This is a genomic window from Geodermatophilus dictyosporus (assembly GCF_900115505.1).
GTDB classification, from domain to species: Bacteria; Actinomycetota; Actinomycetes; order Mycobacteriales; family Geodermatophilaceae; genus Geodermatophilus; species Geodermatophilus dictyosporus.
The window spans coordinates 180,058-191,226 of sequence record NZ_FOWQ01000006.1 but is presented as its reverse complement, the minus strand read 5'-3'; the positions used below and the strand labels follow the sequence as shown (position 1 = coordinate 191,226).

The following is an 11,169-nucleotide window of genomic DNA, read 5'->3' as shown; positions in this document are numbered from 1 at the left end:
GTAGCATGCGTCCCGTGACGGAGCGTCGCGGGGGACGCTGACGCACGGTCGGCCGACGCCTGTTCGGTGGCCCTGTCGGGGGAGGTCCGCTCGTCGATGACGTTGCTGCAGGTCGAGGGCCTGACGAAGTCGTTCGGCGCCCGCCGCGTCCTGCGGGAGGTGTCCTTCGGCATCGCGGAGGGCGAGATCGTCGGCCTCGTCGGCACCAACGGGGCGGGCAAGTCCACCCTCGGCGACATCGTGGCGGGCATCACCCCCGCCGACTCCGGGCGCATGACGCTGTTGGGCCACCCCTACGCGCCGCTGTCGGCCGCGGACGCCCGCCACGTCGGCGTCGGCGTGGTCGAGCAGCTGGTCCGGATCGACCCGTCGCTCACCGTCGCCCGGGCCGTCTTCCGCGGCACGGCGCAGGCCGGCCGCCCGCAGGAGGAGCTGCGGCGGCAGGCCCAGGTGCTGCTGGCCGAGGTCACCCTCGACGTCGACCCCGACACCCTCGTCGGCGAGCTGCCGCACTTCGTGCACGGCCTGATCGAGACCGCGCGCGTGCTGGCCGAGGACACCCGGCTGGTCGTGCTCGACGAGGTGTCGGCGGCGCTGCTGCCCTCCGAGGTCACCGGCCTGCACGCCGTCGCCGGCCGGCTGAGCCGGCAGGGCCGCGGCGTGCTCTACATCAGCCACCGGCTGCCCGAGATGCTCGAGGTCGTCGACCGGGTGCTGGTGCTGCGCGAGGGGCGGATCGCCCTGGACAGCCCGAGCGGGGAGCTCGACCCGGTCCGGCTGGCCGCCGAGACGGTGGGCGAGCCGGTGTCGGTCCCGGTGCGCCGGGAGACCGTGGCCGCGGTGCCCGACGACGTCGCGGCACCCGCACCGGCCCGCCCCGTGCCGTCGGACGAGGTGGCCCTGCGGGTGCGCAACCTGCGCGTGCCCGGCCGCGTCGAGGGCGTGGACCTGCTGCTGCACCGCGGCGAGGTCGTCGGGCTGACCGGGCACCGCTCCTCCGGCGTCCGCGAGATCGCCGACGCGCTGTCCGGGGAGCTGCCGGCGATCACCGACGAGATCGAGCTGCACGGTGAGCCCTCGGCCGACACCGGGGCGCTGCGGCTGCCGGTCTACCGCCCCGACGAGGACGCCTACGGGGTCGACCCCGGCGAGACCATCGCCCGCACCCTCACCCAGGAGGCCTGGGGCTCGCTCACCGACCTGCGCAAGGAGATCGCGACGCTGCGCGAGGTCATCCGGACCGTGCACCAGATGGACGTCAAGACGCTGAGCATCCGCACCGTCTTCGGGGCGCTGTCCGGCGGCGACCAGCACAAGCTGGCGCTGGCCCGCTGGATGTCCTCCGCGCGCGACGTGGTCGTGCTGCACGAGCCCACCCGCGGGCTCGACGTCCGGGCCCGCCGCCAGGTGCGCCAGCTGCTCGACGACGCCACCGCGCACGGCACCTCGGTCGTCGTGGTGTCGGTGGACCCCGACGAGCTGGCCGAGTGCTGCGACCGGGTCGGCATCGTGGCCGGCGGCCGCGTCGCCCGGTGGATCGACACCGGCGAGCTCGCCCTGGACTCCGTGCGCGAGCGCATCGTCGAGGCCGCCACCGCCGCCGCGTAGCCGGCTCCGCCGGGCCTGCCGTCCGGCACCCGCCCCGGCCCCGTCCGGGGCGGGTGCCGAGGACCGTCAGACGGCCACGGTGGCCGCGACCGCGCGCAGCTTGTGCCGGGCCAGCGCCAGGTTCGCGGTCACCCGGTTGAGCACGAGGTAGATGAACAGGCCGGCGTTGCCCTGCCCCTTGAGCACGTTGATGAGGTGGTACTGGCTCTGCAGGGTGATGAGGATGTCCTCGACCTCGTCCTTGAGCTCGAGGTCGTTGATCGTGCGCAGCTTGGCGCGCACGACGTTGGAGTTGCCGGCGGCGGCGACGTTGAGGTCGAAACCGGGCGTGCCGCCGGCGGCGAGGGCCATGCCGCTGTCGATGTCGACGATCGCGGCGCCGTTGGCGCCCTCGATGGCGAGCAGGTCGGCGATGACGTTGTCGAGCTGTGCCACGGATGGAGCTCCTGTCCTCTGGAGGGGGAAGCGCAGCGGGGTGCTGCTCACCGGGTCGGCGGGCGACCCGGCTCGACCGGACGGACCGGACGTCTGTCGGCGGGCGGTGTGCACGGGCGGCGCCGGGGCCGCCCGGACGCGCGTCGCCCCGGCCGGGGCGCGGTGCGCGGTCACCTCGGCGTCGGCGGAGAGCGGGCGGGGAGCCGTGGCCGGCGGTGTCCCGCCCTCGGGCTCCCGAGGCGGCCCCGGGGGGAGCTCGCTCGGTGCGGAGCGCCCCCGGGACCACAGGGACGCCCACCACCCGGTTGCCATGCCGTGTCCCGCCTTCGCCGAGGGGCTCGGGAACCCCAGACAACACGGGCCGGGCGGGCCCGGCAAACCGACCGGCGTGTCTGCAGGTGAGCGCCCCGCCACCGTCGGCGACCGCGTCCGGGCGGTCCCGGGACGTGCCCGGCGACCGCCGCCGCTCGGCCCTCGGGTACCTTCCGCCGAGTCCGCGCGGGCCCTGCCCGCTGCCTGTGGAGGAGACACCGTGAAGACCCGGGACCTCGCCTACGTCGCCCTCTTCGCCGCGATCCTCGCGGTGCTGGGGACCCTGCCGGCCATCCCCGTCGGCCCGGTGCCGATCACCGCGCAGACGCTCGGCGTGATGCTGGCCGGCGCCGTCCTGGGCGGTCGCCGCGGCTTCCTCGCCGTGCTGCTGTTCCTCGTGCTGGTGGCGGCCGGCCTGCCGCTGCTGGCCGGCGGCCGGGGCGGCCTCGGTGTCCTCGCCGGGCCGACGGCCGGCTACCTGCTCAGCTGGCCGGTCGCCGCGTACGTCGTCGGCCGGCTGACCGAGCGCACCTGGGACCGCTACAACGTCCTGGTCGGCACGCTGGTCAACGTCGTCGGCGGCATCGTCGTCATCTACGCCGTCGGCGTCCCCGTGCTCAAGGTCGTCACCGGGCTGGCGTGGGGCGAGGCGCTCTGGACCGGCGCCGCGCTGTTCGTCCCGGGTGACCTGTTCAAGGCCTTCGTCGCCGCGGCGATCGCCGACGTGGTCCGGCGCAGCTACCCCGTCATCGAGCGTCCCCGGCGGGCCGCCGGCGCCCGGTGAGGTTCCGCCGTCCCGGCGCGGCGCCCGCCGCGGACGACGCCGCCGACCCCGCGCGCGGCATCGAGCTGCGCGGCGTCGGGCACCGGTACGGGGAGCGGGTGGTGCTCGACGGCATCGACCTGACGCTGACCGAGGCGCGGGTCGGGGTCGTCGGGGCCAACGGGTCGGGCAAGAGCACCCTCGCCCGGCTGCTCAACGGCCTGGTCGTGCCCACCGAGGGCCGGGTGCTCGTCGACGGGCTGGACACCCGCACCCAGGTGCGCGCCGTGCGGCGCCGCGTGGGCTTCGTCTTCCAGGACCCCGACGCGCAGATCGTGCACCCCACGGTGGCCGAGGACGTCGCCTACGGGCTGGAGAACCAGGGCGTGCCGCCCGGCGAGCGCGCCGCCCGCGTCGCCGAGGTGCTGGCGCGCTACGGCCTGGCCGGGCACGCCGACCACCCCGCGCACCTGCTCTCGGGCGGGCAGAAGCAGCTGCTGGCCATCGCCGGGGTGCTGGTCATGCGCCCGGCCCGCGTCGTGTTCGACGAGCCGACCACGCTGCTGGACCTGATCAACGCCCGCCGGGTGGCCGACGTGATCGCGGGGCTCGAGCAGCAGGTGGTCGTGGTGACCCACCAGCTCGACCTGCTGGACGGGTTCGACCGGGTGCTGGTGGTCGACGGCGGCCGCGTGGTCGAGGACGCCGCACCGGGCCCGGCGGTGGCCGCCTACCGCGCGCTGATGGCGCTCCGGTGACCCTCGCCCTCTACGTCCCCGGGGCCGGCGTGGTGCACCGGCTCCCGGCCGCGGTCAAGCTGCTCGCCCTCGTCGTCCTGGCGGTCGCGCTGTTCGCGCTGCCCTCGGTGGCGGCCGCCGGCGCCGCGCTGGCGGGGGTGGTCGCCGTCGGGCTGCTCGTGGCCCGGCTGCCGGTGGCCGTGCTGGCCCGGCAGGCGCGGGCGGTGGTGTGGTGGCTCGGAGCGCTGCTGGCGGTGCACGCGCTGACCACCGACCTGCGCACCGGCGCGCACGTCGCGCTGCGGCTGCTCACGCTGGTGCTGGCCGCGGCCGTGGTGACGGCGACGACCCGGGTGAGCGAGATGGTCCGGGTGGTCGAGGCGCTGTGCACCCCGCTGCGGCTGGTCGGCGTCCGGCCGGCCCGGGTGGGGCTGGCCGTCGCGATGGCGCTGCGGTTCATCCCGGTGCTCGTCGAGCGCGCCGACCGGATCCGCGCCGCCCAGGCCGCCCGCGGCGGCTCCGCCCGCGGGGTCCGGGCCCTGCGGACGACGGTCGCGCCGCTGCTGGTGCAGGTGCTGCAGATGGCCCACGACGTCAGCGAGGCGCTCGACGCCCGCGGCGCCGACGACGACCCGTCCCCCCGCCACCGCCCCCAGGAGGCCCCGTGACCGGCACGCTCACCGAGATCTGGCTGACCCCGACGGCGGCCGCGCCGATGCGGCGGGTGGCCTCCGCGCGGCTGCTGGCCGGCCGCGGGCTGGAGGGCGACCGCTACGCCCTCGGCGGCGGCACGTGGGCGCAGTACCCCGACCTGGAGAAGCAGCTGACGCTGATCGACGCCGCCGACGTCGCCGCGGTCGCCGCCGAGGTGGGCGCCCCGCTGACGCCCGGCGACACCCGCCGCAACCTGGTGACCACCGGCGTCGACCTGCCCTCCCTGGTGGGCCGCTGGTTCGCCGTCGGCGACGCGCTGCTCTTCGGTGCCAAGCGCTGCCCGCCGTGCACCCACCTCGAGCGGCTCACCGGCGCGCGGCTGGTCAAGGCGATGGTGCACCGCGGCGGGGTGAACGCGGGCGTGTTCGTCGGCGCCCGGATCGCCGAGGGCGCCGCCGTCCGGCCGGTGCCGGAGGAGGAGGCGGCCGAGCGCGGCGCGCCCACGGGTGCCGACCGGCCGGTCCCCCGCCCGGTGGCCGGCTGAGGGAGGCGGCCGCCGGCCACCGCGGGGGCGGTGCGCGCCACCCTGCGCGTGCGGAACCTCCCGTGCCGCCGGCCCGTGGAACAGGTGTGGACACCCTCCGCACGCTGCTCAACCTCGTCTGGCTGGTCCTGCAGGGCTGGCTGCTCGCGCTGGCCTACGCCCTCGCCGGGGTCGTCGCCTGCGTGTTCGTCGTGACCATCCCGTTCGGCATCGCCGCGTTCCGCCTCGCGGGCTTCGTCGTGTGGCCCTTCGGGCGGACGACGGTGCGCGCGCCCGGCGCGGGGGTCCCCTCGGCGCTGGGCAACCTGGTCTGGTTCCTGGTGGCCGGCTGGTGGCTGGCGCTCGTCCACGTCCTGGCCGGCATCGGCTTCTGCCTGACGGTCGTCGGCATCCCGTTCGGCATCGCGTCGTTCAAGCTCGCCGCCGTCGGGCTGTTCCCGCTGGGCAAGCGGGTGGTCGACACCGCGCCGCCGCGCGACTGGCTGCACGCCGGCAGCGGTGTGGTGCAGGGGGCGCCGGCCCGCTGAGCCGGCACGTGGGGGCGGCCGGCGGCCTCAGCCGCAGGCCTCGACGACCATCGCGACGCCCTGGCCGCCGCCCACGGCGATGGCCGCCAGGCCGAGCCGGCCGCCCGGGCGGCGGACGAGCTGGGAGAACAGCCGGACGGCGAGGACGGCACCGGACGCCCCCCACGGGTGGCCGAGGGCGAGTGCTCCTCCCTCGGGACAGACCCGCTCGGGGTCCAGGTCCAGCTCGGTGCAGCAGGCGAGGACCTGACCGGCGAAGGCCTCGTTGAGCTCGACGACGTCGATCTCGTCGAGGGTCACCCCGGCCCGGTCGAGCGCCAGCCGGGTGGCAGGCACCAGGCCGCGCCCCGGCCGGGTCGGGTCCACCCCGGCCGTGGCGGTGGCGAGCACCCGCAGACCCGGGACGCCCAGCCGGCGGTGCGTGCCGGCGTCGACCACGGCGACCAGCGCGGACCCGTCGTTGACGCCGCAGGCGTTGCCGGCGGTGACGGTGCCGCCGGGCCGGAAGGCGGGGCGCAGCCGGGCCAGCCGCTCGACGGTCAGCCCGGCGCGGGGGCGGTCGTCGCGGGTGACGCCGGCCACGGGGAGGATCTCGTCGTCGAAGCCCCCGTCGCGCCGGGTGGTGACGGCGCGGGCGTGCGACCGGGCCGCGTACCGGTCCTGCTCCTCGCGGGAGACGCCGCGGTCCCGGGCGAGCAGGTCGGCCGCCGGGCCCATGTCCGGGTCACCGAGGGCGGCCGGCGCGAACGGTGCCCGCTCGTAGCGCACCGGCCCGCCGCCGTCCTCCGGGGGCCAGGAGCGCCACGGCGCGGTCGAGGCCGACTCCACGCCCCCGGCGAGGACCACGCCCGGCTCGCCGCGCACCAGCGCCGCGGCGACGGCGATCGCGGCCAGCCCGCTGCCGCACTGCCGGTCGACGGTGAGACCGGGCACGGAGACGGGCAGGCCGGCCTGCAGCGCGGCCACCCGGGCCACGTCGCCGCCGGGACCGGTGCAGTTGCCGAGGACGACGTCCCGGACGTCGCCCGGCGCGATCCCGCACCGGTCCAGCCGGCCGGCGAGGGCGGCGACGAGCGGCGCGGCGAGGTCCGGGGCGGTCAGGCGGGCCAGCGACCGGCCGGCCGTGCCGATCGGCGTCCGCAGCGCGTCCACCAGCACGGGGAGGTCGGTGGCGGGCCCGCTCACGCCCGGGCCGCCGGCGCCAGTGCCCCGGAGGCCGCCAGCGCGGCGAGCGCGGCCCGGTCGACCTTGCCGCCGGGGGTGAGCGGGAAGGCGGGCGCGTGCAGCCACCGGTGCGGCCGCTCGGCCGGCGCGAGACCGGCGCGCGCAGCGGCCCGGGCGGCCGGCAGCAGGGCGGGGTCGGCGAGCACGGCGGTGACCACCGCGCCCAGGCGCGGGTGCGGCACCCCCACGACCACGACGTCGCCGCCGGTGGCGTGGCGCAGGACCGACTCGACGTCGTCGACCAGCACGGTCGCACCGGCGGTGACGACGGCGTCGCAGCCGCGGCCGCGGACGGTGAGCGACGCCCCGTCGAGGCGGCCGCGGTCACCGACGGTGGCGAACCCGTCGTCGTCCCGCTCGAACGGGCCGTCGGGGCCGTCGTAGCCGAGCGCGAGCCAGGGCGAGCGCACCCACAGCCGGCCGGCACGCACCTGCGCCGTCACGCCGGGGAACAGCCGCAGGTCGTCCTCGGCGCTGCCCCAGGCGACGAAGGACAGCTCCGCCGCTCCGTAGTAGTGGTGGACGCGGGCGCCGGCCGCGGCGGCGCGGTCGGCCACCCGCCGGGCCAGCCGGTCACCGGCGACGACGACGGTGCGGCCGCGCAGGTCGGTCCCGGCGGCCAGCGCGGCGACGAGCGCGGCGGGGGTCAGGTGCGCGTGCGTGGCCTGCTCCGGTGCGGCCACGACCGTGGCGCCGACCCAGCGGGCGTGCACGACGGCGAAGAGGTTCATCGTCGCGGCGAGGGGGCCGGGGACCCACACGCGGGCTCCGGCGTCCAGGCCGGCCAGCCGGGAGACGTGCGGGAAGGAGCGGGTCCACGAGGCGGGGGTGCGGACGACGGCCCGCGCCCGGCCGGTGGTGCCCGACGTCCGGAGGGCCACGAGGTGGCCGCGCTCGGCGGCGTCGAGGAAGGCCGCGACCGGGTCCGCGGCGGCGGAGACGTCGACGACCGGGGGGCGCGCGCCCGGCGGCTGCGCGGTCACGGGGCGGCGGGCCCGTCGGCCCAGCGGGTGAGGAACTCCTTCTCGTCGGGCGTCAGCCGCCGCGGCCGGTCGATCGAGAAGTCGAACGGGACCAGCAGCGTGCTGCCGGTGACGGCGAGCTGCTCGTGGTCGAAGACCTCGTAGTGGCAGGTGAAGGCGGCGGCGCGGATGCCGGACACCCAGACCTGCACGTCCAGCGGGCGCGCGGAGTAGACGACCGGCCGCTTGTACTGGATGTCGTGGGCGGCGACGACCGTCCCCCGGCGCAGGCCGGTGCGCTCCTCCAGCGAGGCGCGCTCGAAGAAGAGCGCGACGCGCGCCATCTCGAAGTACTGCAGGTGGACGACGTTGTTGACGTGGCCGTAGGCGTCCATGTCCGACCAGCGCATCGGGACCTGCACCGTGTACCGCACGGCGCCCACCCTGCCGCATCCCGCCGGAGGGGCCCACTGCGCCCACGGTGCCGTCGTGGACGCTGGGACGACGCGGTGTGCACGTACCGCGCCCTCGGACCCGATCCGACCGCGGGACGTGCACACACCGCACCCTGGCTGCCGTCGGGCATGCCGACGAGACGCCGACGGCCGGCCGGAGCGCGTGCTCCGACCGGCCGTCGGTGAGGTGCTGGATGGGCCCCTCCGCGAGGGCCCGCCGCCGACCTGGCGACCTGCTGGAACGGCCCCTCCGCAGGGGCCCGCCGCGAGCGTGCGGGCGGTGGGGCGGAGGGGTCCTTCCTCAGTCGCGGGACAGCTTGCGGTAGGTGGCGCGGTGCGGGCGCGCCGCCTCCGGGCCCAGCCGCTCGACCTTGTTCTTCTCGTAGTCGGCGAAGTTGCCCTCGAACCAGAACCACTTCGACTCGCCCTCGTAGGCGAGGATGTGGGTGGCCACGCGGTCGAGGAACCACCGGTCGTGGCTGACCACCACGGCACAGCCGGGGAACTCCAGCAGCGCCGACTCGAGGCTGGTCAGGGTCTCGACGTCGAGGTCGTTGGTGGGCTCGTCGAGCAGCAGCAGGTTGCCGCCCTGCTTCAGGGTCAGCGCCAGGTTCAGCCGGTTGCGCTCACCGCCGGAGAGAACACCGGCCGGCTTCTGCTGGTCGGGGCCCTTGAACCCGAACGCCGCGACGTAGGCCCGCGAGGGCATCTCGACGTTGCCGACCTTGATGTGGTCGAGCCCGTCGGAGACGACCTCCCACAGCGTCTTCCTGGGGTCGATGCCGCCGCGGCTCTGCTCGACGTAGGCGATCTTGACGGTCTCGCCGACCTTGATGTCGCCGTCGTCGGGCTTCTCCTCACCGACCAGCATCTTGAACAGGGTGGTCTTGCCGGCGCCGTTGGGACCGACGACGCCGACGATGCCGTTGCGCGGCAGCGTGAACGTCAGGTCGTCGATGAGGAGACGGTCGCCGAAGCCCTTGGTGAGGTCGGCGGTCTCGACGACGACGTTGCCCAGGCGCGGGCCCGGCGGGATCTGGATCTCCTCGAAGTCCAGCTTCCGGAACTTGTCGGCCTCGGCGGCCATCTCCTCGTAGCGGGCGAGGCGGGCCTTGCTCTTGGCCTGGCGGGCCTTGGCGCCGGAGCGGACCCACTCCAGCTCCTCCTTGAGCCGCTTCTGCCGCTTGGCGTCCTTGGCGCCCTCGACCTTCAGGCGGGCGGCCTTGGTCTCGAGGTACGTGGAGTAGTTGCCCTCGTAGGGATAGGCCCGGCCGCGGTCGAGCTCGAGGATCCACTGGGCGACGTTGTCGAGGAAGTACCGGTCGTGGGTGACGGCGACGACGGTGCCGGCGTACTTCTCCAGGTGCTGCTCCAGCCACGCCACGCTCTCGGCGTCGAGGTGGTTGGTGGGCTCGTCGAGCAGCAGCAGGTCGGGCGCCTCGAGCAGCAGCCGGCACAGCGCGACGCGGCGGCGCTCGCCACCGGAGAGGACGGTGACGTCGGCGTCGCCGGGCGGGCAGCGCAGCGCGTCCATCGCCTGCTCGATGCGGGCGTCGAGCTCCCAGCCGTCGTGCTGCTCGATGACCTCCATGAGCTCGCCCTGCTCGGTCAGCAGTGCGTCGAAGTCGGCGTCGGGCTCCCCCATCGCCGCGCTGACCTCCTCGAAGCGGGTCAGCGCGTCGCGCAGCGGCTTGACCGCCTCCTCGACGTTGCCGCGCACGTCGAGCTCCTCGTTGAGCGGCGGCTCCTGCAGCAGGATGCCGACGGTGGCGTCGGGCGCGAGCACCACGTCGCCGTTCGAGGGCTGCTGCAGACCGGCCATGATCTGCAGCACCGTGGACTTGCCGGCGCCGTTGGGCCCGACGACGCCGATCTTCGCGCCGGGCAGGAACGACAGGGTGACGTCGTCGAGGATCACCTTGTCGCCGTGCGCCTTGCGGGCACGGACCATGGAGTAGATGTACTGAGCCACTGGCTTGGGGGCCTTCCGTCGATTCGCGAGTGGCGGGCGGGCCGGGGGTGCCGGCCCGCCCGCGTGCGTTCTCCCCGCCGATCCTCCCAGCCCGGGCGACTAGACGTGCGCGGGCTCCGCGGTGAGGTCGCGGGTGTCCAGGTCGTGCAACGTCTCGGGGGCCGTCTCGTAGTCCCGCCCGCGGACGAGGCCGGCCTCGTGCCCGCTCAGGGCGTCGCCGGGCAGGGCGTCGCCGGGCAGGTCGTCGCCGCGCAGGTCGCCGCCGCGCAGGTCGCCGTCCCCCGCGGGCAGCGGCGCACCCGGCCGCTCCGACCGGGTGCGCCGGAACACCCCGGTGCCGCGGGACAGGTTGTGGCCGACGGCCAGGGCGCGGATGCGCGGGGTGCTGCGCCGGCCGCTCTCCCCCTCCCAGCTGTGCGTGGTGAGCGTGCCCTGGACGATGACCGGGTCGCCCTTGCTGACGCTGCCGGAGACGTTGCCGGACAGGTCGTTCCAGCACTCGACGTCGACCCAGAAGGTGCCGGCGTCGACGAACGCCTGGCTCTGGTTGTCGAAGCGCCGGGCGGTGGAGGCCAGGCGGAAGTTGGTGACCGCGCCGTTCTGCAGGCTGACGCGGCGGGGCGAGTCGACGACGTTGCCGACCATGGTGACGTGCGTGTCGTTCACGGTGCTCCTCGGTTCCTCGGGGACCGGCACCGCGCCGGCCCGGGTCGACCCTCACCCCGCCGGGAGCCCGCGGGCGGCACCGCGCGCGGGCTGTGGACGGGGCCGGCCCTGTGGACGGCACGACCCCGCTGTGTCGGTGGCGGGGCGCGGCCGGTCGCCGGGAGGTGTCATCATCGGCGCCCGAGCGCCCGTAGCTCAGCGGATAGAGCAGGTGCCTTCTAAGCACTTGGTCGCAGGTTCGATCCCTGCCGGGCGCGCCTCCGGGCTTTCCGTCTGGCGTTTTGTGGACGACGAGTGGCTAAGCCATAGT

12 protein-coding genes and 1 tRNA gene are annotated in these 11,169 nt (G+C 76.0%); 7 read left to right on the top strand and 6 right to left on the bottom strand.

The genetic code is table 11. From position 1 onward, the window contains the following. The first annotated feature begins 96 nt into the window (after positions 1-96). Complete coding sequence (locus BMZ33_RS15715) at positions 97-1,608, top strand: ATP-binding cassette domain-containing protein (protein ID WP_091112770.1); 1,512 nt, start codon at positions 97-99, stop codon at positions 1,606-1,608. 66 nt (positions 1,609-1,674) lie between these two features. Here the strand turns inward: BMZ33_RS15715 and BMZ33_RS15710 are convergent, their stop codons facing one another. Then, positions 1,675-2,043 (bottom strand): hypothetical protein, encoded by a 369-nt coding sequence (locus BMZ33_RS15710; RefSeq protein WP_091112456.1) that lies wholly within the window; start codon positions 2,041-2,043, stop codon positions 1,675-1,677. A 532-nt stretch (positions 2,044-2,575) separates the two neighbouring features. On the opposite strand from BMZ33_RS15710, the gene BMZ33_RS15705 reads away from it, so the two are divergent. The 5 genes from BMZ33_RS15705 (at position 2,576) to BMZ33_RS15685 (ending at position 5,580) form a co-directional block, all read left to right on the top strand. Continuing rightward, complete coding sequence (locus tag BMZ33_RS15705; RefSeq protein ID WP_091112453.1) at positions 2,576-3,139, top strand: biotin transporter BioY; 564 nt, start codon at positions 2,576-2,578, stop codon at positions 3,137-3,139. Then, positions 3,136-3,876, top strand: a complete 741-nt coding sequence (locus tag BMZ33_RS15700) for an energy-coupling factor ABC transporter ATP-binding protein (RefSeq protein WP_091112449.1) — start codon at positions 3,136-3,138, stop codon at positions 3,874-3,876. Before BMZ33_RS15705 ends, BMZ33_RS15700 begins: the two co-directional genes overlap by 4 nt. After that, positions 3,873-4,523, top strand: a complete 651-nt coding sequence (locus BMZ33_RS15695) for an energy-coupling factor transporter transmembrane component T family protein (protein ID WP_091112445.1) — start codon at positions 3,873-3,875, stop codon at positions 4,521-4,523. The genes BMZ33_RS15700 and BMZ33_RS15695 overlap by 4 nt, the downstream gene beginning before the upstream one ends. Beyond that, positions 4,520-5,053 carry an MOSC domain-containing protein gene (locus tag BMZ33_RS15690; RefSeq protein WP_169064403.1) on the top strand — a complete coding sequence of 178 codons (534 nt, stop codon included), beginning with the start codon at positions 4,520-4,522 and terminating at the stop codon, positions 5,051-5,053. Before BMZ33_RS15695 ends, BMZ33_RS15690 begins: the two co-directional genes overlap by 4 nt. An 86-nt stretch (positions 5,054-5,139) precedes the next feature. Beyond that, positions 5,140-5,580 (top strand): YccF domain-containing protein, encoded by a 441-nt coding sequence (locus BMZ33_RS15685; protein ID WP_091112441.1) that lies wholly within the window; start codon positions 5,140-5,142, stop codon positions 5,578-5,580. Positions 5,581-5,607: 27 nt separating this feature from the next. Here BMZ33_RS15685 and BMZ33_RS15680 read toward each other — a convergent pair whose 3' ends face one another. From BMZ33_RS15680 to BMZ33_RS15660, 5 genes are all read right to left on the bottom strand, one after another. Beyond that, complete coding sequence (locus BMZ33_RS15680; RefSeq protein WP_169064402.1) at positions 5,608-6,765, bottom strand: thiolase family protein; 1,158 nt, start codon at positions 6,763-6,765, stop codon at positions 5,608-5,610. Next, positions 6,762-7,787, bottom strand: coding sequence for an AMP-binding protein (locus tag BMZ33_RS15675; protein WP_169064401.1), 1,026 nt, complete (start codon positions 7,785-7,787; stop codon positions 6,762-6,764). Before BMZ33_RS15675 ends, BMZ33_RS15680 begins: the two co-directional genes overlap by 4 nt. After that, positions 7,784-8,200 carry an acyl-CoA thioesterase gene (locus tag BMZ33_RS15670; protein WP_091112756.1) on the bottom strand — a complete coding sequence of 139 codons (417 nt, stop codon included), beginning with the start codon at positions 8,198-8,200 and terminating at the stop codon, positions 7,784-7,786. The genes BMZ33_RS15675 and BMZ33_RS15670 overlap by 4 nt, the downstream gene beginning before the upstream one ends. A gap of 322 nt (positions 8,201-8,522) precedes the next feature. Then, on the bottom strand, positions 8,523-10,193 hold the full coding sequence (ettA, locus tag BMZ33_RS15665; RefSeq protein ID WP_091112437.1) for an energy-dependent translational throttle protein EttA: 1,671 nt from the start codon (positions 10,191-10,193) through the stop codon (positions 8,523-8,525). Between the two features lie 99 nt (positions 10,194-10,292). Then, entirely contained in the window at positions 10,293-10,859 is a 567-nt protein-coding gene (locus tag BMZ33_RS15660; RefSeq protein ID WP_091112433.1) for a single-stranded DNA-binding protein, read from the bottom strand. Between the two features lie 184 nt (positions 10,860-11,043). Here BMZ33_RS15660 and BMZ33_RS15655 point away from each other — a divergent pair. Further along, a tRNA-Arg gene (locus BMZ33_RS15655) sits at positions 11,044-11,116 on the top strand. Positions 11,117-11,169: the final 53 nt, after the last annotated feature.

Excerpts from the sequence above, each read along its gene's own strand:
- BMZ33_RS15715 (WP_091112770.1), top strand. The coding sequence starts at position 97 with ATGACGTTGCTGCAGGTCGAGGGCCTGACGAAGTCGTTCGGCGCCCGC.